This window comes from Shewanella sp. 0m-6, assembly GCF_052977325.1.
The window spans coordinates 181,363-202,199 of sequence record NZ_JBRIMD010000006.1; the positions used below are offsets into that span (position 1 = coordinate 181,363).

The following is a 20,837-nucleotide window of genomic DNA, read 5'->3' on the forward strand; positions in this document are numbered from 1 at the left end:
CTTATCCTTTCGCTTCAACTTGCTCTGGCTTCATCACACGAATAATCCAGATCAATGCACCGATCAAGAAGAACGCACTAGGAGGCAGCAGCAATAGGCCGTTAGGCTGATACCAGCCACCGTCAGAAATCTTGCTTAAGATCTCAACGCCGAATAATGAACCATTACCAAACAATTCACGTACGAAGCCAACTGACAACAAGATTGCACCGTAGCCTAAACCATTACCGATACCGTCCATGAAGCTCATCATAGGAGGCGTCTTCATCGCATAAGCTTCAGCGCGGCCCATTACGATACAGTTAGTAATAATCAGACCAACAAATACCGATAGCTGCTTAGCAACATCATATGCATAAGCTTGCAGTACTTGGTCAACCACGATTACTAATGAAGCAATAATCGTCATCTGCACAATAATACGTACACTACTAGGAATGTGATTACGTAACATTGAGATAAACAGATTCGATAATGCCGTTACCGCCGTTAACGCAATTGTCATTACCAAAGCTGTTTCCATCTTACTGGTTACAGCCAAGGCGCTACATACACCCAAAATTTGTAGTGCAATTGGGTTATTGCTGACGATAGGTCCGATTAGAACCTGTTTAAGTTCTTTAGCATCAGCCATTAGCTCAGTCCTCCATCTCGGGCTTTGTCGATAAAGCGTTCAAAACCTTCTTTACCTAACCAAAACTCTAACGAATACTGCACACCGTTACTGGTTAATGTTGCACCTGAAAGGGCATCAACACCATAAACTGTCTCTGCAATAGCAGGGTTTTTAGTGATAGTAATCGCTAATTCACCCTTGTCGTTGTATAACTTTTTACCTTGCCACTTAGCGACCCATTGTGGGTTTTGTACTTCACCGCCTAGACCAGGTGTTTCACCTGAGCCAGAAAAGTCGTAATACACCAAGTTCTGGATAGTATTTAGATCAGGATCCAATGCTAAAAATGCATACATGGTTGACCACAGACCATAACCTTTAATCGGTAAAATAACGCTAACCAGATTACCTGCATCGTCTTTAACCAGATAGATAACAGCATCATTTGCTACACGCTTTACTGATGCAATATCGTTTTTAGGTACAAAAGATAACTTAGGGTCACGAGCGGCTTTATTCATGTCGAACGTATCGCCATCGACACCATCAACAAAATCACCGGTGCTTAATGAAACAACTTTTGCTTCAACATTTTTGTCGTAAAGCGCCAAGATCTCAGCCTTAGAGACTTCACCATCTTTGGTCGAAATCAAATTAGCCGCTTCAAGAATATACTTTTGCTTATCAAGTAATTTGTTTTCTTGTTGGATAGGTTTCAACAATACTGCAGCCGTCGAAACGAACATAGAGCAGATGAAACATAAGCCAACAACAACAAACAGTGTTCTTCCGAACGAATCTTTATTACTAGCCACGAGCAATCCTCCGCTTGATATTCGACTGAACCACGAAATGGTCAAATAATGGAGCAAATAGGTTAGCGAACAAGATGGCCAACATCATGCCTTCTGGGAAAGCAGGGTTGATAACACGAATGAATACCGCCATAGCACCAATTAAGATACCGTAAGCCCATTTCGCATTATTAGTGAAAGACGCTGAAACAGGGTCTGTCGCCATAAACATCATACCGAACGCAAAGCCACCTAATACAAGGTGCCAGTACCAAGGCATTGCAAACATTGGATTCGTGTCACTACCGATGAAGTTAAGTAGGTAAGAAACTGCAATCATACCAACCATAACACCACTGACGATACGCCATGAAGCGATGCGGGTGTAGATGATAACTGCGCCACCAATCAAGATAGCCAGTGTCGATACTTCACCAACAGAACCTGGAATGAAACCAAAGAATGCATTCCACCAGTCAGTTGTTAGACCGTACTCTAATGTGCCCTGCGCCGCCTGACTCAGTGCTGTTGCACCAGAGAAGCCGTCAGCCACAACCCAAGTTGTGTCACCAGACATATTTAGCGGGTAAGCAAAGAATAGGAAAGCACGACCGGCCAACGCTGGGTTGAGGAAGTTACGGCCCGTACCACCAAAGATCTCTTTCGCCACAACCACACCAAAGGTAATACCTAAGGCAACCATCCAAAGTGGAATCGTTGCGGGCAGTGTTAGTGCAAAAAGGATTGAGGTAACAAAGAAGCCTTCGTTAACTTCGTGGCCGCGAACCGATGCAAATAGCACCTCCCATATACCACCGACAGCAAATGTCACTGCATATATGGGTAAGAACCAACAAGCGCCATACCACAATAATGCGGCAACACCTGAACTTGCAGTCAACTCAGTACCAAACATACCGAATAAAGCAACTTGCCACGTATCAGGAGCAGCAAAACCTGCCACTAACGCGTCTTGTGCTTGCAAACCTACGTTGTACATACCCATAAACATTGCCGGGAATGCACATGCCCAAACCGTAATCATCATACGTTTTAGGTCCAAGTTATCACGAACGTGGGTACGCCCCTTGTTCACGTGACCTGGAGTATAAAAGACAGTATATGCAGCTTCAAAAAGCGCATAAAACTTCTCATATTTACCGCCTTTTTCAAACTGCGGTTCAATATTTTCGAAAAACTGTTTTAAGCCCATTAGCCTTCCCTCACAATCGTATCTAAGCAGTCACGTAGATATGACGCATAGTCATATTTACCAGGACATACGAAAGTACACAGTGCCAAATCTTCTTCATCCAACTCCAATGCACCAAGTGTTGCAGCGCCATCGTAGTCGCCTGACACTAGGTCACGAAGAAGCATGGTAGGAAGAATATCCAGCGGCATTACACGCTCATAGTTACCAATAGGTACCATGGCGCGATCTGAGCCACCTGTACTCGTTGTCATGTTGAACAAGCGAGAAGATGAAAGGTGTCCAAGGAATGCACGAGTAATAGAGAACTTATCGCTGCCTGGCATAGCCCAGCCAAATAGTTCTTTCTCAGTGCCTTCTTCCAACAAGCTTACTTGATTATGGTAACGACCAAGGTAAGCGTGAGGACCCGTAGCCTTGCGACCGTTTAACACTGAGCCTGAGATAATGCGAACATTACCTTCACTTGCTTCACCCTCAGTCAACTGCGCCATTGCTGCACCCATTTGGGTACGGACTAGACGAGGTTTAACAGCCTTAGGGCCAGCAATAGCAACTACTCGTTGAGTATGTAGCTCACCAGTCACAAACAACTGACCAATCGCTATCACGTCTTGGTAGTTGATATGCCATACGGTTCTTGTTGCAGACGCTGCTAATAGGTTATGAATGTGTGTGCCAGGCAATCCTGCAGGATGTGGACCGGCAAACTCTTCAACCTGAGCATTAGCACTTGGAATATCAGCGCCAGCAGCCTTACAAAGGTAAACCTTACCTTCGGTTAACTTTGAAAGCACCTTTAGGCCGATTTCAAAATCAGCTTTATGCTCTGCAATCACGACAACAGGATCTGCTGCTAATGGTTGAGTATCAATAGCGGTGACGAATATACCAGCAGCGGTAGAATCAACGCCTGGTATTCGACTGAAAGGACGCGTTCGCAAAGCCGTCCACAAGCCTGATTGGATCAGGTTGTCACGTACTTGCTGAGTTTCAAGCGTGTCGATAGCAGTGGCGTCATATTTAGCAAAAGAGATGCTTTCATCCCCTTCCACTTCGATGACAACAGACTGCAGAACACGCTGAGCGCCCCGGTTAACTTCGGAAATTGTACCACTGGCTAAAGCAGTATATATCACGCCAAGATTCTTCTTATCTTCAAAAAGAATCTGACCTTTTTTAACTTTATCCCCTACCTTAATTTTCATGGTAGGACGTAAGCCAATATACTCTTCACCCAAAGTAGCTACATATTTGATGGCTTTACCATCATGAATAACTTGCTCTGGCCCACCTGCTATAGGTAGGTCTAATCCTTTCTTTATTGTAATCATATCCACAAGCACTACGTTATGAAGGAAAGACAATGCGCCGCGTTCCTGCTAAACACACAAGTTTTTAAACAAACCTCTAATTCGTGTTGAGCTAGCGCAGATTTATCGTCGAAATGCGATCGTAATCACGCTGGTCGCGCGCATTTTACCCCAAATATCACAAGCTCGCCATGAAAAATGTGACTGTTTTAAAAGGTTGCAAATGTTTTGAGAACAAACAGGTTAAATGTCAGTGAAAATTAAGATTTTATTAATATAGCTACAGGCCACATTCTCCATACAATTAAAGAGCTTAATTAACTTTTACCACAGATACTCCACCAAAAAATGGCTAGATATAATAAAAATTAAACATTTATCTAAGTGCTGATTAATTAGGCTTGCGAGGATAGCGTTGCAAAACACTGTTTCATACAGATAACAGGCTTAAATCTATAATTTTAGGCATATTTAAGCTTGTTTTGGTCAAAAATAGAGTTGAATAAAGCGAAGTGAACTTGCCCTTTTGCGCTAGAAAAGCACAACAGAAAAACAATGAAATTGACCATCTAAGCATAAATAGCGCTAAAGCTTTCAAAATACAGACTTAACTCAAACATAAAAAAGACGGCTGCTGCCGTCATTTTTGTGTTTGAGTAACCCATTCTTGTCCGTTACAGCCCTTTTAAGATTGCCTCGCTCAGACTTAAATCATCATTGCGGTTAACATTGATACCGGCTGCGATAATATTGCGGGCGATCTCTTTAGCTTGCTCAAGAGAATGCATTTCAAAGGTGCCACATTGATATTCATTAAGCTCTGGAATATCTGATTGAGATGCGACCTTTAGCACATCTTGCATCGCAGCAAGCCACGAATCAGCAACGGTCGACTCCGTCGGTGTGCCGATTAAGCTCATGTAAAAGCCTGTACGACATCCCATCGGTGAAATATCAATAATCTCGACGCCATCGCCATTTAAATGCTGACGCATAAACCCTGCAAACAAGTGTTCAAGGGTATGAATACCTCGTTCACTTAGGATCTCTTTATTCGGAATACAGAAACGTAAATCGAATACCGTTATCGTATCGCCATTTGGTGTGACCATAGATTTAGCGACGCGCACAGCGGGTGCATTCATACGTGTATGATCAACGGTAAAACTATCTAATAACGGCATGTTAATTCTCCAAATTCGGCCTAATCGCTCATAAGCATAATGTTCGTTACTGCCTTAATCGACTGTAAGCTTGTACTGATCTAAAGTGATACTTACGTACTGCAGCTGCGTAGTCAATAAAAGCACCATAAACTTTTTTCATTGTTGCATCACTTTTCGCACACTTAACCAAATAACACAACAAACCGCCCAAAGGCATTAGCCGCCAACACTTAGACTCCACCTTATTAAAGAAGGTCGTTTGGACTAGAAACAAAAAAGCCACAGCGATATGCCGTGGCTTTAATTACATCAACTCACCGATAATAGTGATGCTAACTTAGTATGGCTTACCCTTTACACTTTGGTGACGCGGGTACATCTACTTCAACCGCCCACTCTTGTGGAGTAAAAGTGTGCATAGACAGCGCGTGTAAGCCTTGAGCAAACTCTTCAGCCAATGCCTCATTAACTGCACGGTGACGACCAATAAGGCGCTTGCCTTCAAACTCGCTACTAGTGATGATCACTTTAAAGTGGGTTTCAGAGTTTGGCGGTACGTGATGGTTATGACTTTCGTTAATCACTTCTAGGTGAGATGGTGAAAGTGCTGCGGTGAGTTTTTCGGTAATGATCTGTTCAACTGACATAACGATGTTCTCAATAGGCATAAATGCGATTGCGGCAGGTTACTGCGATAATCTTTAAAGATCAACTGGCAGCACTATCGATATCGATTAGAACTAAATTTGTCCCCCCCCCCCTCTGCTACCTATTTATTAAGCTATCTGATGAAAACCGACAATTAAGCGTCTAAAGGTCAGATTTAATCTTGGCTCTGTCACCTTTAATCGCTTAGGGAGTGAATGTTGCCACTCTTTTTGCATGGGCCAATGCATAATAAGTAAGTCCCCACTATCAAGAGATAAACTTATTTTTTGTTGAGTCTTTTTATGGCGAATAAAAAAGTCACGGCTTGCACCTAAGGTGACCGACGCAATATCACTTCCGGGTTCTATCTCCTTTTCGTCATCACTGTGCCAGCCCATCGACTCATGACCATCGGCATAACGGTTCACTAATACACCATTACTATTAAGCTCGAACTCTCGCGCTAACTTCTGCCGCAACTTATAGGCATATTTAGGCCACGGCTCAGCCTGTATAAACAAGCCTGAATAAAAATAGTCACACCCTTTATCGGCAAACCATACCTGGCTACGGGGAATTGGGTAACGCTTACCATAAACAACCACTTCAGGACGATTGAGCGGGTAAGTCGCAGACTCGTCTAGCAACGCCTTTTGCTGCGCGCTATTGAGATAGCCCTTAATTAAGGTGTAAGGCACTGCAATTCTAGGCTCACATTCAGAGCGGGGTCTAGCAATTGCTGTCGATAATGCCTGTTGAGAAGGTTTAATATCGGACAAAACTGGCCGATTAAGCCCTAAATCACCCTGTTTCATCGTTAAACCTCCTAACCTACAGCAGATATCATAATTCACATCATATACCTGAGATCATAAATCTGCGATAATATGCGCCCTAATTTATTTGGTACTTATTGGCATATGACGACACATTTTTCTGTATCGGGTATTGAACTCGAACTCCTCCGTTACCCTAGCAGACAAGAGTCTAATCTGCAGGCATGGGACGCTGCCGATGAGCACCTAATAAAGCATTTAATCGATACAGAACAAACAAGCATTAACACTGCGATTGTCAATGATAGCTTCGGTGCGTTGACCGCCGGTCTAATATCAATCGACCCTAGCTGGCCGCTGACACTGGAAACAGATGCAAAAACCAGCTTACTGGGCACGACGCAGAACCTTAGCCGTAATCAGTTACCGAATGAGTCGCTTACCTGGGTAAATAGTCGTGATGAGCTCCCTCAAGGACTTGAGCTCGTGCTAATGAAACTGCCAAAAAACCTAAACTACTTTGCCCACCAGCTAAATAGATTGTCACATGTCTTACCCGCTGGAACACAGATATTGATTGGTGCTAAAGCCAAGTCAATTAATAAGTCATTATTAGAAACCATTAGCCAAAATCTTGGGCCTGCAAGTGCGAGTCTGACATGGAAAAAGACCCGCGTTATCACTTGTATTAGCGATGGTAAAATACGTGCTTTACCAAAAGCGACAACTTGGTCGGTACCTGAGTTTAACTTGCAGATCACCAACCTGAGCAATGTCTTTGCTGCCAATAAACTCGATATTGGTGCACGGATCATGCTCGATAACATGCCTAAAGGTGAATTCAAATCGATAGTCGATTTAGGCTGTGGTAACGGTATTTTAGGCTTACATGCCAAACAGGTATTCCCAGAAGCCTACGTCCACTTTATTGATGACTCTGAAATGGCCGTTGCCTCTGCTAGAGAAAACTGGGCACTCAATAAGTTAGATAATCCAGCACTGATAGGCGAGCAAGCAACCTTTGGTTGGGATGATTGCTTAACGAATATGAGTGAAGGCTTCCGCCCGGACTTAGTTCTATGTAACCCGCCGTTTCACCAAGGTGAAGCCATTACTGACCATATCGCTTGGCAGATGTTCTTAGATGCCTTTAGACGTTTAAAAAATGGCGGGATTTTACATGTGGTCGGTAACCGTCACTTGGCCTATCACGTTAAGTTACAGCGGATTTTTAAGAATTGCACCACGGTTGCATCGAACGGCAAGTTTGTTATTTTGCAGGCACAAAAAATCAGCAAGAAGAGCCAAGAAACTGAACTTGAAGCAGAACAAGGCTCAGAAATTGACGCGAGCCCCCAAGCTCCGCACCCTCAAAGCGCTTTGTACGGTAAGCCAAGAGCCTAACCAAAGAAATATTCTGATGTAAACATAAAACGGTGAGCCTGTTGCTCACCGTTTTTTTATCCTATCAATCTGCTCTCAGCTCAATTAAGTCTCAGCTCTATCAGGTCCTAGCTAACCGAGCTCACGATTTAACGTCTACAACCTGTTCATCATGTTTAGGATCTTGTTTACCAAGTTCTTGCTTACTAGGGATTGGCTCGCTTATCTGCGAGACTGCTGTTGCTGGCGGGGCAAATAACACCTTAAACCTTTGCATAGGGGTCAAATTAGCCGCAAACGCCTCTTTAAACATATCTCGCCATTCAGTAAAGGTCACCACTAGCGGGTTAAAACTGTTAATGGGCTTAGTGATCCCGTACTCAACAGTCTCATCTTCCTTGGCAAACGTGCCAAACATGCGATCCCAGATAATCAAAACCCCCGCATAGTTCTTATCTATGTACTGTGGGTTACGCCCATGATGCACTCGATGATGGGAAGGCGTATTAATGACCCACTCTAAAATACCTAAAGACTTGATCGCCTGTGTGTGAACAAAGAACTGCAGCCCCAAATTCAACAACACAACAAACACCACCCAATTAGGGTCAAAACCCACGATGACTAACGGCAGCCAGAATATCCACATCCCTGCCATTGGATACATTAAGCTTTGACGAAATGCGGTGCTAAAGTTCATATTCTCCGAACTATGGTGGGCAACATGAGCCGCCCACATCCAACGAATGCGGTGACTGGCACGATGGAACCAGTAATAACAGAAATCTTGCGCCACCATTAGCGCAATAAACGTGGCGCCATTCATTTCAATATCAAATAAACGCCAACCAAAGAACATCAGATATAACTTAGCAACTAACAGCCCAGTTAGGATGTCGGTTAGCTGATGCATTGCAGCTAAAGCAAAGTTACACATTACCTCAGGCAAGTGATAGCGGGCATTAAGAGGTAAGCGGTTTTGCCTATCGCCCATATACCACTCAAGTAAAATACAGATGAAGAAAATAGGGGCGAGTACGAGTAGTAGTACTTCGGGGTGTGCGATCAGTGAATTAAAATCCATCTTATATATCCTTTTATCCTTTGTTTCCCTTATATCAGGGGTTTGCCTCGCCGTTTTTATTGTCGCGGTAAATCCATTGCTAATACCTAAAAGTCATTAATCCTGCTGGCGTAGCAAAGTTACCAACGTGCAAAATGGTCTTCTGTTAGCCCTAGAACATTATCGAGTTGATGTCTCTGACCCAAATTATCAATAATACAGCCATCAAAATGGCCTAAATACTGCCTAAAATTACTTTTTAATAGCCATAAGTTTAGTTTCTCTTGACGGCAGTTTTTCGGTGTAAAAGTCAGCTCCACTTGACCATTATCTGAATACACTCGCCAGCTTCCCGCAACGTCTGTTTTATTTCGTTGACGGATAAAGTCAAAATGCACAGCCCCAAGAAGGTGCCTTTCGCCGTTATGCCAAAACACGTTCTCATGACAGCCAGTCTCATTGACTCCAGCAGCTAAATTTAACCCCAAACTTCCACTTTCAGTTAAACAGTTAATACTTGCCCAGCGCCAACTGGTTTCTCGGCGCATAAAGCCTGCACTAAAATCGTATCCGGCCGTGACTCTTTGTAATGGTTGCGGCTCATGATTAATGATTAGGCTACCCGCTACCTTTAAGGCGTTATGTTTTTGGGTATATGTCCAGCCGCTATAGCCCGTTGGGTTACACATCGCCATGGGGAGGCTTAATGGCTCTGGCTGTAAACTTAAATCCGCTTCAATCCCTAACGTATTGATCCTGATGCGCCAAAGCCCTTGTTCAATATCAAACTCAACTTGCCCCTTACCACTCTTTATCTTCGCCTTACCTTGCATCGGAGAGTCAGACATCTGATAACCTAGGCCCAAAGGCTTAAGCCAACTCGTTTCTATCAGCTGATCAGTGTTGATGTCGTAGAGGTAACAGAAGGCACTGCCCACATAGCGAATATCGGCCAGTGCGACCCCTATAACGTAATGTGGCGTAACGATGCTAGCAAACTGGAACTGCTTATAGGCAAAATGCTTTGACCGACTTGAAGCGAGCTTGTCCATCTCATCAAAGTACTTGAACTGCTCCACACCCAAGTGAGGCACCGGACCATCGAAATGCCCGTAGATAGCGCGACCATGCTCATCAGTCAAACTTGGCGGAGCCGCTGAGCTGGTCAATATATTAGGCGCCCATGGCACATTATTCTCAGACATAAAGCTTGAGTTCCAGAATTAAATTCGACCTTTTACTCTAACTGGAACTGACTCAGGTTAAAAGCTGCTTAACCACTTTTTGTTAATAAAGTGTAACCACAAACACCTTGCTATTTAATCGATAATTGAAAAGTATACTGAAGACAACTAAGCACAAAAACATCGCCTAAGCACTTTAGAAGCCTGCGACGGACAGCGACGGAAACTTAATCTACTTGCGGTTAAAAGCGATAACTCAAGCCAATATTGAGGTTTTGCACCTCTAACGCCTGCACCGGCACATATTGATACTCGACATTCATTCCTAAGCCAGAATTAAACCTAATTCCCCAGCCAACTGCGGCATAAACATCCGTTCCATCGTCTTCAAAATAATTAACCTTATCACTGCCCCAGTTGCCTACATGGTAGGAAAGCTCATTCGCACTCGCGCCTAATTTTGCGTATAAGCGATTACTGTCAGATAGCATGTATTCTCCATAAAGCGCAGCCCTGTATCCTGAATACTCGATATTGTTAATACGAGTGATTACTCCGGTAAAAATACTCGCCACACCACCACTTCCGGTAAAATACCCCGCCTCAAGACCAACATTTTCGTGCCACATATAGCGGTAGTAAATATCCACGACAAAGTTATCACCAGCACTGCTATCGTGATTATCTGATTGTTCTAAATCTTGGAAACCATAGCCAGCACTGACACCAAAAATATGAGGAGCCTCCGTGGCTATAGCATTACAGCTGAGTAAACCTGCAACAAGCATTGTTAAAATACGCATATCATTCCCTTCATACACTCTTATCCTTCAGTGATTTACACTGCCATTAAAACTAAAAACAGTTAAAACCATTACCACTGCATACTACAATAGCCTTGCTTGGGTTATCCAGCCGCTATAACAGTAAAAACCACCTAAATTGCAAAAGTTTAGGCTTGCTCTGGAATCACCTACATCTTCTGGTATGCTGATGCCATTAAAAACTTGTTTATGAAAGTCAAAATGAAACGTTTACTTATATTGATCACTGCAGCTCTTGCGGCTGCTGGTTGCGCTAGTCAAGGGCCATCACATATCGCTTTAAATCCTGAGGTTCCTAGCATTAGCCAACAAACAGAAGCCGAGCTTCCTGTCGCCCTAGAAACGATTGATACTCGTTCGGCCAACTTTATCGTGCGCTTTAACGATGGTGATAAAGCCGCGCGCCTTATCAGCCCGAGTGAAGCGCCTCGAGTGCAAATGGATCAAGTCTTTAGAGAGGGATTTACCCAGGCTGGATACCGAATTGACCCAAGCTCAGTCAATCATATGCAAATACAGTTGGAGCAATTATTAACCGATGTTGATGAAGGCACCTTTGGCTTTGAAGCTAATAGCCAAATTATCATCAATGTGATCGCTAAGAATGCCAATCAAGAACTGACCAAACGTTATCGTGCTAAAGGTCTATTGAAAGGCCCATTTAGCGCCGACTTTGCTACGCTTGAACTAGAAATGAACAAACTACTGGGCGAGCTAACCCGCGACATTATTAACGATCCAGAGCTTAACCAGTTTATTCAGCAATAAATATAACTCAAGGCTTGCTGTATTCAACTTGCCATTAAAAGGAACACTATGAAAACTTGGATAACAAAGGCACTAACATCACTTGTCTTATTAACTGCAAGCCAACTGTCCTATGCGGTGGACATTCAGCCTAATACGCTTTATCCCCAGGTAGAACTTGATACCAGCATGGGGAAAATTGTGGTTGAGCTCGATAGAACCCGCGCCCCAATTACCGTTGATAACTTTCTCACCTATGTCGTAAAAGGTCATTACGACAACACTTTGTTCCACCGCGTGATTAGCGATTTCGTTGTACAAGGTGGGGGCTTAGATTTAAACAAAGAAGAGAAACCCACCGATAAGCCAATCGTTAATGAATCTGGCAATGGCCTATCTAACTTAACGGGCACTATCGCAATGGCCCGTGAAGCCGAACCACATACAGCCACCAGCCAATTCTATTTCAATATCGTCGACAATGAGAAGTTAGATCCCTCTTCTCGCCGTTGGGGTTATGCCGTTTTTGGTGAAGTGACCTCTGGCATGGAAGTGCTACAAGCAATGTCACTCGTGCCAACTGAGTTTAACACCAAGATAGAGTGGCCTGACTTTCCGGTTAAAGATGTAGTACTTAAGAATGCGACACTGTTACCGCGCGACTAACGTAAGTATGATTTACCAATATTAATTTTGAAATAATTTGAATTTATTTGAATTTATTTGAGCTAAAAACCTAATTTCGTGCCTATACTTATTTTGTTAAGTAAAGGAGGCGGCTCAATGACAGCGGATGAGTTCATTGATGGTAAGGCGCCCCAACTGGCTTTCTATGGAAAAGCGTTTTTGAGTGATCAACTCGATTTCAATGAAATCCAGTTATACCTATGGGACACCCTTGAAGAATGGCAGATGTACAATCATCAGGGTGATGCGCAGACAGATATGGAACGTGTGTTTTGGCACCTATTACACGCCTTTGACAGATGGCCTAGTTGGGCTATTCGAGGTAATCAGTTTTTGCGAAAGCAGATCCATGATTGCTGTGACTACTTGAGCATTGGTGGTCAAATACCTCAAGGCTGTATCGGCATCAGACCTTAGTATCTATACTATTGAATATCCACAAAAGAGCTTATTAAGCTCTACCAAAGCCCAAGCCACTATTGTCGGTTTGGGTTTTTTATTGCCATCTCACTAAATCACCGATTAATCTCTTGAACCTAATCTCGCTCAGCCGTAAGCTAAGCGAATCTATTCCAGCAAAGATCCCTTATGTCTTCTGCACCCGTGCCCTCTTTCTTTCAGCGCTTTAAAGACGCCGCCTCAATTTATTGCCATAAACGCGTTCTCGTTTTGTTGTTACTTGGTTTTTCGGCCGGTTTACCCTTGATGCTGGTTTTCTCTACCCTGTCATTCTGGCTCAGAGAAGCCGGGGTTGACCGAACTGCCATTGGCTATTTTAGTTGGATAGCACTAGCTTATGGTTTCAAATGGGCTTGGTCACCGCTAGTGGATCGGATGTCGCTGCCGATATTTACTCGGCTACTAGGTCGTAGGCGTGGCTGGATGATGTTCGCGCAGCTACTCCTTGTGGCAGCGATTATCGGGATGAGTCAAAGCGATCCCCTAGCCGATTTAGAGCGACTGGCTCTGTTTGCCTTAATGGTCGCCTTTGCCTCAGCCACTCAAGATATTGTTATCGATGCATTTCGAATAGAATCTGCGCCGGTAAAAATGCAGGCAGCACTCGCAGCGGCTTATCAAGTAGGCTATCGCAGCGCCATGATTATAGCGACAGCAGGTGCACTGACCATAGCTGCATGGATAGAACCTAATAGCGAGGCCTACAGTTTAGTGTCATGGCAAACAGCCTACTTAGTCATGGCTGGGCTCATGTCTATCGGTATTTTAACTACGCTATTTAGTAAAGAGCCGATTGTTGAAACCAAAGAGGCTGATGAAAAAGAAGCTGAATTAAAAGTTAAGTTTGCAGCCCGCTACCCCAAAGCCATCGCCGCTAGTTTGTCTTGGATTTATACCGCGAGTGTACTGCCGTTTATCGATTTCTTTAAGCGTTATGGCCGCAGTGCAATCCTTATCTTATTACTGATCTCTTGCTACCGTATATCCGATATCGTCATGGGGATCATGGCTAACGTGTTTTACGTGGATATGGGCTTTTCGAAAACGGAAATTGCCACATTAAGTAAAATCTATGGCCTGATCATGACATTAGTCGGCGCGGGAGCTGGCGGTCTATTAATCGCTCGCTATGGCACAATGAAGATTCTATTTTTAGGCGCATTTCTGGTTGCGGTGACTAACTTATTATTTGCCTACCAGGCTATGATTGGTTACAACGTGTCTTTCTTAACCTTTGCGATTTCGGTAGACAATTTCAGTGCAGGTATCGCAACAGCGGCATTTATCGCTTACCTATCGAGTTTGACCAGTAGTGGTTACAGCGCGACTCAATATGCATTATTGTCATCGATTATGTTGCTGTTCCCTAAGTTTATTGCGGGCTTCTCTGGTGCTTATATCGATGCTTATGATTATGTCAGCTTCTTTATCGCTGCAAGTTTGATTGGCTTCCCAGTGCTGGGGCTTATTATGCTAGTACAGAAATATGCGCCAAACCCAAGACTTACAGAGCAAGATGAAGCTAAGCCGGATGATGCAAGTAAAGAGTCCAGCATCTAAAGAAGCTTGTACTCGTTACTGGGAGCTGAACTGATGGCCATATCTACTAACCATATTTAATAGCCATATCGATTAGCAAAGAGCATTTGCTCTGAAGTAGATAGTTTTGATCTGAAATAGGTAGTTTCGAGCTAAAACGAAAGAGTAAAAACAAAAGACGCTTAAAATACAATTTTTTAAGCGTCTTCATATTAATTCTGTCGTAAAAAATAAAGTTTACTCGCGAAGAGCAAAAACCATTAATTAACGAGCAACTAAGGAGTAATTACCGAATAATTAATCACGGAAGTTATTAAACTGGAATGGCTGACCAAGCTCTGCTTCGCGAGCAAGTGCCATAACCTGTTGCAGATCATCACGCTTCTTGCCAGTCACACGAACCGAGTCACCTTGAATAGAAGACTGCACCTTAAGTTTGCTGTCTTTAATCAGCTTAACCAGCTTTTTAGCCACTAAGGTTTCGATACCTTCTTTAAACTTCACTTTTAAAGAGAAGGTTTTACCGCTGTGTACCGCTTTTTCATCAACATCCATCGATTTAGGATCCACATCGCGCTTACTCATCTGCATACGTAGGATATCGACCAACTGACGGCACTGAAAATCATCTTCGGCTGTTAAGGTCACAATATGATCTTTATATTCGATGCAGGCTTCTTTGCCACGAAAGTCAAAACGTCCTTTCAATTCACGCACTGAATTATCAACCGCGTTACGCAGTTCAACTTCATTTACTTCTGAAACAATATCCATTGAAGGCATAAGTTTGGTCCTTAAAAAATGTTTGTAGCCATATTTTACGCACAGAGCACCCGAACTTGAAGTAAATAAACCATAAAAGCTGATGAATTTGCGGGTTATTGATGACTTTATCTACGGGTTTTCTTATGATTGATGCAAATGACAAAAATACATTCGACGTGATAAATAGACAAACAATATTTAAGTGTGCGCTTGCGTTAACATTAATCTTGGTCAGTTACTTGGTTTTTTCTAAGCCAAACTACTATCAAACTGGGATCCCCAATTTCGATAAAGTTGGCCACGTTGGCAGCTTCTTTATCTTATCCTATTTAACTTACTTAGCGTTTAGACCCAAATGGTACATTCTTGCGGTGATCTTAGCTGGCTACGCTGTGTTTATTGAACTGGTGCAATCACAGTTATCCTACCGTAGCGCCTCTATTGCAGATTTTATTGCCGATATGATCGGAATATCACTGTTCTATTTTACTCACTGGATTTACTGTCGATACTTTAAAGCCGCCAAACTCATTGATCCCGATAGCGAATAACGCAGTAATTTACATGCCAACATCATCACCGATAAACTCAGGCGCCAAACAGATCACCATCTTGGGGGCGGGTGCCATTGGACAGCTTATTTTTCACCAGCTCAGTAATGGCCTACCAGAGCTGACTACAGCGCCAACTTCACCGCAAGCTAAATCGCTATACCCTAAATCACTAAGTCATAAACCTGAGTACGAGTTAAGTTTTATCAGCCGAGAGGCGCATTCGCATGTTCAGCCAGTCAGTTTTACTGCACTTGATGGACAAAAGCTTACCCGTAGTGCCCAGTTCATTGGCCAAGATGATTACCGCCAAAGCTTAACCCGCACAACATTATTAATCGTCTGTGTAAAAGCCTATCAAGTGACTGCTGCTGTGACAGCTGTTTTACCTTACCTGCCCAACAACACGCATATTTTATTACTGCACAATGGCATGGGCCCTCACTTAGACGTTAAGCCCTACCTTGGCAAGCGAGGCTTAAGCCTTGGTACAACCTCTCAAGGGGCGTTAAAACTGGCTAAGTGGCACGTAAAACAGACCGGAGCGGGCCTCACTCAATTAGGTTCATATAAAGCGCCAACTCTTGATTGTGAGCAAAGTACTGAGCCTAATTCAGAGAAAAATGCAGAGCTAGAACCTGAGAAAAGTGCAGAGCTAAGCGCAGATCGAAGAACAGAGCTAAGTACAGAGCTAAGTACAGAGCTAAGTACAGAGCTAAGTACAGAGCTAAGTACAGAGCTTAAAGCGATATTACTCAGCACCATCCCCCAAAGTCGTTGGTATGATGATATCTTGCCTCTACTATGGCAAAAGCTCGCCATCAATGTGGCGATAAACCCGTTAACAGCAATCCACAGCTGCCCTAACGGCCAACTTGCCAATCTTGAGTATCGCGACACTATCTTCAATGCCGTAAGTGAGCTGGTAAAAGTAGCTTCTGCCGATGGTATCAACTTAGACTTGGAGTATTTGCTTGACCGTGTTTATCAAGTCATTGAATTAACTGCGCAGAATTACTCTTCCATGCAGCAAGATGTGAGCCACCAGCGAGCAACTGAAATTAACGCGATTAACGGCTTTGTTTTAGAGCGAGCCAAGTTACACAAATTGAATGTGCCCTATAACCAGTCACTTGTTGACCAGGTAAAACAGTGTGAAGCCGCTTACCAAGGTTAAATTAGTAATAGAGAAGCAAATTTAAGGAGCACGGGATAAGGGAGGCTAGTTAAGTCATCAGTAATGAGGATTTAGTAATTGATGTTTGGTGTTTGATATGAGTATTCAGCGTTAAAAACATGACCACACCGCTTCCCCTTTTCATCTACCGCACTCTCTCTAAAAAAGTAGTGATTTCATAACCTACAATCCTTTTGCCTAAGCAAGATCCATAAACCTGACTAAAATTAATTCTGTTGTCCCAATTTACAATAATGTAGTTGGAGAATTGACAGGCGCGTTCAATGCAAAGAGAGCAATGGAACTCAAGAACAGGCTTTATTCTGGCTGCTGTAGGCTCTGCCATCGGTCTGGGCAATATTTGGCGCTTTCCCTACATGGCATACGAAAATGGCGGCGGCGCTTTCTTCATTCCCTATCTGTTTGCCATGGTTACAGCCGGTATTCCATTTATGATCATGGAGTTTAGCCTAGGTCATAAATACCGCAGCGCCGCACCAAAAATATTCGCCAAACTCGGGGCCTCATTAGGCTTTAGGCTTGAATGGCTGGGCTGGTTTCAGGTCTTTATTGCCGCAGTGATCGCTATCTACTACGTCGCAATTATTGGCTGGGCTATCTCCTATTTAATCTTCTCCATTAGCCAAAGCTGGGGCACTGACACTAACGCTTTCTTTTTTAATGAATACCTACAAGTTAAAGACAACTCCCCAACAAAGTTAGGCTCGATCCAATTTCATATCGCAATTCCAATGGCTATCGCCTGGAGCATCACAACCTTTGCTGTTTATAGTGGAGTAAAAGGCGGTATTGAGCGAGCCAGTAAGATTATGATGCCATTGTTGTTTATTATGGTGCTGCTCTTTATTGGCCGCATCGTCTTTCTTCCTGGAGCAATGGAAGGGCTCAACTACCTATTTAAACCCGACTTCAGCATGATTTTAGATGCGAATGTTTGGTCGGCAGCTTACGGACAGATATTTTTCTCTTTGAGTGTCGGCTTTGCGATCATGCTAGCCTACTCAAGCTATCTACCTAAAAAATCAGATATTAATAATAACGCTTTTATGACCGTTTTGATTAACTGTGGTTTCTCAACATTGAGCGGTATTATGATCTTTGCCGTACTTGGCTATATGGCACAAGAACAAGCTAAGCCCATTACAGATGTTGTTTCATCCGGAGTAGGTTTAGCCTTTGTCACCATACCCGCAGCGATTAATATACTGCCCATCCCTTATATTCTTGGACCACTGTTTTTCCTCGCCTTGGTCGTAGCAGGCATAAGCTCGCATATCTCTATTATTGAAGCAGTGGTGTCAGCGGTCATCGATAAGCTGGCCATATCGAGAAAAAAAGCCGCGCTACTGGTTTGCGGAACAGGCTTTGTTATCTCGATGGTGTTTTCAAGTCACGGCGGTTTATTACTGCTCGACCTTGTAGATTACTTTATTAATAACATTGCCTTACTCTCAAGTTGTCTGGTCGAGCTAATCATTGTTGCATGGTTATTTAACATTGCCGATATCCGTGAGTATGCCAACCAGTGTAGTGAGTTTAGTATTGGCCATTGGCTGGTTATTTGTCTACGCTTTATCAGCCCTATCATGTTGGCAATTTTATTAGTTAAAAACCTCACGAATACGCTTACTAATGGCTATGGTGATTATCCTATTGCTGACCAACTACTTCTCGGGTGGGGACTTATCGCAGTAATGTTGTTCGCCGCCATTTTTATCAGTTTAATTTCAAGTGCTAACCAAGAAAAGGAGCCAAAAGAATGAGTGCAGGGGCGATAATAATGATGGTATTGGCGCTACTCATTACTTGGGGCGGCGCGGGTGTTTGCATTGCGATAGCGATGAGAGCCTCAAAAAACAATGACAGTGAACAATGAACATCTTTAATATGTAGTGACTCGCAGTTAGTTACAGTCTCAGGATATTGGCGTTAATCATTTTAATACCCTTTATCCCACTTAACATCGGTAAGTATCTGAGAATGTAAAAACATAAGTTAACTTGCTAGCGAACCAATATCCCTCTGCATGAGCTTGTAGTTAACTCTAGTAGCTCATACACTCTCAACTCTCCTATACAATGCCCTTTGAATTAATGAACCAAGCAGATAAACAGCCAGCAGCCATTAATAGCGTGTCACTCCCCCAGCGCCAAGCACTTACATTACGTAGCAGCGTATGGCTATACTTTGCTGCAATAAGTGGCGTTATATTTAGCGTGCTGTTTTTAGACCGCCCTGTATCAACTTGGGTGCACCACAATGTTGATGCTAGCGCTATCTTTAAGCCTCTCAGTCAAATGCCGCTATTTTTCGAATGTCTCGCAGCTATCATTATTCTTGCTTGCTTAAATCCAGCCTGGCGTAAAAAACTGGCCAGGATGGCGCTCACTTTGGTGCTAACCTTAATTTTTGCCAGCATCATCAGAGTCAGCGCTAAATTTATATTTGGCCGCACTTGGCCGGAAACCTGGATTTATGCTCAAGCTGGCACTAACCCTTCCTGGATCCATAATGGCGTCGAAGGGTTTTATCCTTTTACTCTGGGGGCGGCCTATAACTCTTTTCCATCAGGACACGCCCTATTCACTTTCGCATTAGTCAGCGTATTTTGGTGGCGCTTGCCAAAACTATATTGGTTATGGTTATTAGCTATGTTTGGGGCGATTGCTGGGCAATTAGGGCAAAATTACCACTTTCTTGGCGACCTTATTGCCGGCGCAACCCTTGGGGTATTATGCGCCCAGTTATCTATCGCTCTGAGCAAATATGCTTTCGCATATAAAGCGCGAGAGTAACGCTTATCTATATCACTTTTTTGTATCACTTAAATGTAGAAAACACTGCTAGCATTTAAAGACTATTAAAGAGTTAGCACCTAACTCCACATAACCAGCATCGCAGCGAGGGCAATAAGAAGAAGCCCCATCATATCTTTGATTTTCACCTTATCCTTTAACCAGAATGTAGCTATGAGCAACGTAAAAAACACCTCTATTTGGCCTAAGGTTTTAACGTATGGCACAGCTTGTAAAGACATAGCGCTAAACCAACCGATTGACCCCAAACAACTCGTGGCACTGGTCAGCAGTGTTAGCTTTGGTCTTTGCAGTAAACCGTCAATGGTATTTTTATCTACGGCATAAGAGTAAATCAATAACACGGTTGTCTGAATAGCAACCACAAATAGCAACACCCATGCGGCTCTATGAGGAAAAGGCAGATCTAAGCTAAGGCTGGCTTCTCGTACCCATAGAGATGTCAGCGCAAAAGCGGTGCCACAAGCAAGGCCAAGTAAGACGGTTGATAACGAAAGTTGCTTAAAGCCTTGCTTACTACTCATCATAAACACGGCAATACCGCCGATCATCACGCCTATCCAACCAAGTGGTGATAAATGAGTACCGAAAAAAAGCACGCCTAGCATCGCAGCAACTAACGCTTCACTCTTAGCAAGCCCTGCACCCACGGCAAAGTTCTTCATCTTGAACAACTTGACCATCAAGGCGGTCGCTAGAATTTGCATCGCAGACGCGCCTAATACATAAGCACTAAATTTAAGCGTAATAAAGGGTAAGCCTACCGGCTGCCAGAGATATAGCCCTACCAAATAGACAATGGCGATAGGCGTCGCCCAGATAAATCGCGCTAAGGTGACACCTGCAATATTAACATCTCTACTCAGCTGGCTTTGAAAGGCATTGCGCCACGCCTGCATAAAGGCAGCAAGAAAGGTAAAAAAGATCCAAGCCATCAACATTCCAACGCATAAGGAATTAACGGAAAAGTGGCGTTAGTATGCCCTTTATTAGCAATAAAATCTTAGCCTTAGTTAAATAATCAATATCTATAAATCTAATAGTCATTGCTAGGGCTCAATCAAAAGGCTAACAATAGCTCGCCACGGAAAACTC

The 20,837-nt window shown here is 43.4% G+C and carries 22 protein-coding genes; 10 read left to right on the forward strand and 12 right to left on the reverse strand.

Annotated elements, in window-relative coordinates; translation table 11 throughout:
* Position 1: 1 nt before the first annotated feature.
* From ACVBJC_RS06985 to ACVBJC_RS07015, 7 genes are all read right to left on the reverse strand, one after another.
* A complete protein-coding gene (locus ACVBJC_RS06985; RefSeq protein WP_447160153.1) occupies positions 2 to 634 on the reverse strand; it encodes an NADH:ubiquinone reductase (Na(+)-transporting) subunit D in 633 nt (210 codons plus the stop codon).
* Positions 634 to 1,431 carry a Na(+)-translocating NADH-quinone reductase subunit C gene (locus ACVBJC_RS06990; RefSeq protein ID WP_447160154.1) on the reverse strand — a complete coding sequence of 266 codons (798 nt, stop codon included), beginning with the start codon at positions 1,429 to 1,431 and terminating at the stop codon, positions 634 to 636. Before ACVBJC_RS06990 ends, ACVBJC_RS06985 begins: the two co-directional genes overlap by 1 nt.
* Positions 1,424 to 2,623 (reverse strand): NADH:ubiquinone reductase (Na(+)-transporting) subunit B, encoded by a 1,200-nt coding sequence (locus ACVBJC_RS06995; RefSeq protein ID WP_447160155.1) that lies wholly within the window; start codon positions 2,621 to 2,623, stop codon positions 1,424 to 1,426. Before ACVBJC_RS06995 ends, ACVBJC_RS06990 begins: the two co-directional genes overlap by 8 nt.
* Positions 2,623 to 3,957: a Na(+)-translocating NADH-quinone reductase subunit A gene (locus ACVBJC_RS07000; RefSeq protein WP_447160156.1), complete on the reverse strand. Its 1,335-nt coding sequence runs from the start codon at positions 3,955 to 3,957 to the stop codon at positions 2,623 to 2,625. Before ACVBJC_RS07000 ends, ACVBJC_RS06995 begins: the two co-directional genes overlap by 1 nt.
* A gap of 653 nt (positions 3,958 to 4,610) precedes the next feature.
* A complete protein-coding gene (gene luxS / locus ACVBJC_RS07005) occupies positions 4,611 to 5,120 on the reverse strand; it encodes an S-ribosylhomocysteine lyase (protein ID WP_447160157.1) in 510 nt (169 codons plus the stop codon).
* 329 nt (positions 5,121 to 5,449) lie between these two features.
* The gene (locus ACVBJC_RS07010; protein ID WP_447160158.1) at positions 5,450 to 5,749 is read right to left on the reverse strand and encodes a BolA family protein; all 300 of its coding nucleotides are present in this window, start codon (positions 5,747 to 5,749) and stop codon (positions 5,450 to 5,452) included.
* Positions 5,750 to 5,878: 129 nt separating this feature from the next.
* Positions 5,879 to 6,565, reverse strand: coding sequence for an alpha-ketoglutarate-dependent dioxygenase AlkB family protein (locus ACVBJC_RS07015; protein ID WP_447160159.1), 687 nt, complete (start codon positions 6,563 to 6,565; stop codon positions 5,879 to 5,881).
* Positions 6,566 to 6,670: 105 nt separating this feature from the next.
* On the opposite strand from ACVBJC_RS07015, the gene ACVBJC_RS07020 reads away from it, so the two are divergent.
* Positions 6,671 to 7,930, forward strand: coding sequence for a methyltransferase (locus ACVBJC_RS07020; RefSeq protein ID WP_447160196.1), 1,260 nt, complete (start codon positions 6,671 to 6,673; stop codon positions 7,928 to 7,930).
* Positions 7,931 to 8,051: 121 nt separating this feature from the next.
* On the opposite strand, the gene ACVBJC_RS07025 is transcribed toward ACVBJC_RS07020, so the two are convergent.
* The 3 genes from ACVBJC_RS07025 to ACVBJC_RS07035 form a co-directional block, all read right to left on the reverse strand.
* Positions 8,052 to 8,993 carry a sterol desaturase family protein gene (locus ACVBJC_RS07025; protein WP_447160160.1) on the reverse strand — a complete coding sequence of 314 codons (942 nt, stop codon included), beginning with the start codon at positions 8,991 to 8,993 and terminating at the stop codon, positions 8,052 to 8,054.
* Between the two features lie 119 nt (positions 8,994 to 9,112).
* Positions 9,113 to 10,177 carry a DUF2804 domain-containing protein gene (locus tag ACVBJC_RS07030; protein WP_447160161.1) on the reverse strand — a complete coding sequence of 355 codons (1,065 nt, stop codon included), beginning with the start codon at positions 10,175 to 10,177 and terminating at the stop codon, positions 9,113 to 9,115.
* Between the two features lie 221 nt (positions 10,178 to 10,398).
* The gene (locus ACVBJC_RS07035) at positions 10,399 to 10,959 is read right to left on the reverse strand and encodes a porin family protein (protein WP_447160162.1); all 561 of its coding nucleotides are present in this window, start codon (positions 10,957 to 10,959) and stop codon (positions 10,399 to 10,401) included.
* Between the two features lie 222 nt (positions 10,960 to 11,181).
* Between ACVBJC_RS07035 and ACVBJC_RS07040 the strand changes: the two genes are divergently transcribed.
* The 4 genes from ACVBJC_RS07040 (at position 11,182) to ACVBJC_RS07055 (ending at position 14,433) form a co-directional block, all read left to right on the forward strand.
* The gene (locus ACVBJC_RS07040) at positions 11,182 to 11,748 is read left to right on the forward strand and encodes a YajG family lipoprotein (RefSeq protein ID WP_447160163.1); all 567 of its coding nucleotides are present in this window, start codon (positions 11,182 to 11,184) and stop codon (positions 11,746 to 11,748) included.
* 48 nt (positions 11,749 to 11,796) lie between these two features.
* A complete protein-coding gene (locus ACVBJC_RS07045) occupies positions 11,797 to 12,393 on the forward strand; it encodes a peptidylprolyl isomerase (protein ID WP_447160164.1) in 597 nt (198 codons plus the stop codon).
* A 117-nt stretch (positions 12,394 to 12,510) separates the two neighbouring features.
* Positions 12,511 to 12,831, forward strand: a complete 321-nt coding sequence (locus ACVBJC_RS07050; RefSeq protein WP_447160165.1) for a hypothetical protein — start codon at positions 12,511 to 12,513, stop codon at positions 12,829 to 12,831.
* Between the two features lie 171 nt (positions 12,832 to 13,002).
* Entirely contained in the window at positions 13,003 to 14,433 is a 1,431-nt protein-coding gene (locus tag ACVBJC_RS07055) for an AmpG family muropeptide MFS transporter (protein ID WP_447160166.1), read from the forward strand.
* Between the two features lie 276 nt (positions 14,434 to 14,709).
* Here ACVBJC_RS07055 and ACVBJC_RS07060 read toward each other — a convergent pair whose 3' ends face one another.
* Positions 14,710 to 15,195, reverse strand: a complete 486-nt coding sequence (locus ACVBJC_RS07060; protein WP_447160167.1) for a YajQ family cyclic di-GMP-binding protein — start codon at positions 15,193 to 15,195, stop codon at positions 14,710 to 14,712.
* A 125-nt stretch (positions 15,196 to 15,320) separates the two neighbouring features.
* On the opposite strand from ACVBJC_RS07060, the gene ACVBJC_RS07065 reads away from it, so the two are divergent.
* From ACVBJC_RS07065 to ACVBJC_RS07085, 5 genes are all read left to right on the forward strand, one after another.
* Positions 15,321 to 15,728, forward strand: coding sequence for a VanZ family protein (locus ACVBJC_RS07065; RefSeq protein ID WP_447160168.1), 408 nt, complete (start codon positions 15,321 to 15,323; stop codon positions 15,726 to 15,728).
* Positions 15,729 to 15,741: 13 nt separating this feature from the next.
* Entirely contained in the window at positions 15,742 to 16,905 is a 1,164-nt protein-coding gene (locus ACVBJC_RS07070; RefSeq protein WP_447160169.1) for a ketopantoate reductase family protein, read from the forward strand.
* Between the two features lie 284 nt (positions 16,906 to 17,189).
* Entirely contained in the window at positions 17,190 to 18,689 is a 1,500-nt protein-coding gene (locus tag ACVBJC_RS07075) for a sodium-dependent transporter (RefSeq protein ID WP_447160170.1), read from the forward strand.
* Positions 18,686 to 18,802, forward strand: coding sequence for a methionine/alanine import family NSS transporter small subunit (locus ACVBJC_RS07080; protein WP_447160171.1), 117 nt, complete (start codon positions 18,686 to 18,688; stop codon positions 18,800 to 18,802). The genes ACVBJC_RS07075 and ACVBJC_RS07080 overlap by 4 nt, the downstream gene beginning before the upstream one ends.
* A 217-nt stretch (positions 18,803 to 19,019) precedes the next feature.
* Positions 19,020 to 19,721, forward strand: a complete 702-nt coding sequence (locus ACVBJC_RS07085) for a phosphatase PAP2 family protein (RefSeq protein WP_447160172.1) — start codon at positions 19,020 to 19,022, stop codon at positions 19,719 to 19,721.
* Positions 19,722 to 19,801: 80 nt separating this feature from the next.
* Here ACVBJC_RS07085 and ACVBJC_RS07090 read toward each other — a convergent pair whose 3' ends face one another.
* Positions 19,802 to 20,677, reverse strand: coding sequence for a multidrug transporter (locus ACVBJC_RS07090; protein WP_447160173.1), 876 nt, complete (start codon positions 20,675 to 20,677; stop codon positions 19,802 to 19,804).
* Between the last annotated feature and the right edge of the window lie 160 nt (positions 20,678 to 20,837).

Coding starts and splice junctions, on each gene's coding strand:
- ACVBJC_RS06985 (WP_447160153.1), bottom strand. CDS start 634: ATGGCTGATGCTAAAGAACTTAAACAGGTTCTAATCGGACCTATCGTC.
- ACVBJC_RS06995 (WP_447160155.1), bottom strand. CDS start 2,623: ATGGGCTTAAAACAGTTTTTCGAAAATATTGAACCGCAGTTTGAAAAA.
- ACVBJC_RS07000 (WP_447160156.1), bottom strand. CDS start 3,957: ATGATTACAATAAAGAAAGGATTAGACCTACCTATAGCAGGTGGGCCA.
- luxS (WP_447160157.1), bottom strand. CDS start 5,120: ATGCCGTTATTAGATAGTTTTACCGTTGATCATACACGTATGAATGCA.
- ACVBJC_RS07010 (WP_447160158.1), bottom strand. CDS start 5,749: ATGTCAGTTGAACAGATCATTACCGAAAAACTCACCGCAGCACTTTCA.
- ACVBJC_RS07015 (WP_447160159.1), bottom strand. CDS start 6,565: ATGAAACAGGGTGATTTAGGGCTTAATCGGCCAGTTTTGTCCGATATT.
- ACVBJC_RS07020 (WP_447160196.1), top strand. CDS start 6,671: ATGACGACACATTTTTCTGTATCGGGTATTGAACTCGAACTCCTCCGT.
- ACVBJC_RS07025 (WP_447160160.1), bottom strand. CDS start 8,993: ATGGATTTTAATTCACTGATCGCACACCCCGAAGTACTACTACTCGTA.
- ACVBJC_RS07030 (WP_447160161.1), bottom strand. CDS start 10,177: ATGTCTGAGAATAATGTGCCATGGGCGCCTAATATATTGACCAGCTCA.
- ACVBJC_RS07035 (WP_447160162.1), bottom strand. CDS start 10,959: ATGCGTATTTTAACAATGCTTGTTGCAGGTTTACTCAGCTGTAATGCT.
- ACVBJC_RS07040 (WP_447160163.1), top strand. CDS start 11,182: ATGAAACGTTTACTTATATTGATCACTGCAGCTCTTGCGGCTGCTGGT.
- ACVBJC_RS07045 (WP_447160164.1), top strand. CDS start 11,797: ATGAAAACTTGGATAACAAAGGCACTAACATCACTTGTCTTATTAACT.
- ACVBJC_RS07050 (WP_447160165.1), top strand. CDS start 12,511: ATGACAGCGGATGAGTTCATTGATGGTAAGGCGCCCCAACTGGCTTTC.
- ACVBJC_RS07055 (WP_447160166.1), top strand. CDS start 13,003: ATGTCTTCTGCACCCGTGCCCTCTTTCTTTCAGCGCTTTAAAGACGCC.
- ACVBJC_RS07060 (WP_447160167.1), bottom strand. CDS start 15,195: ATGCCTTCAATGGATATTGTTTCAGAAGTAAATGAAGTTGAACTGCGT.
- ACVBJC_RS07065 (WP_447160168.1), top strand. CDS start 15,321: ATGATTGATGCAAATGACAAAAATACATTCGACGTGATAAATAGACAA.
- ACVBJC_RS07070 (WP_447160169.1), top strand. CDS start 15,742: ATGCCAACATCATCACCGATAAACTCAGGCGCCAAACAGATCACCATC.
- ACVBJC_RS07075 (WP_447160170.1), top strand. CDS start 17,190: ATGCAAAGAGAGCAATGGAACTCAAGAACAGGCTTTATTCTGGCTGCT.
- ACVBJC_RS07080 (WP_447160171.1), top strand. CDS start 18,686: ATGAGTGCAGGGGCGATAATAATGATGGTATTGGCGCTACTCATTACT.
- ACVBJC_RS07085 (WP_447160172.1), top strand. CDS start 19,020: ATGAACCAAGCAGATAAACAGCCAGCAGCCATTAATAGCGTGTCACTC.
- ACVBJC_RS07090 (WP_447160173.1), bottom strand. CDS start 20,677: ATGGCTTGGATCTTTTTTACCTTTCTTGCTGCCTTTATGCAGGCGTGG.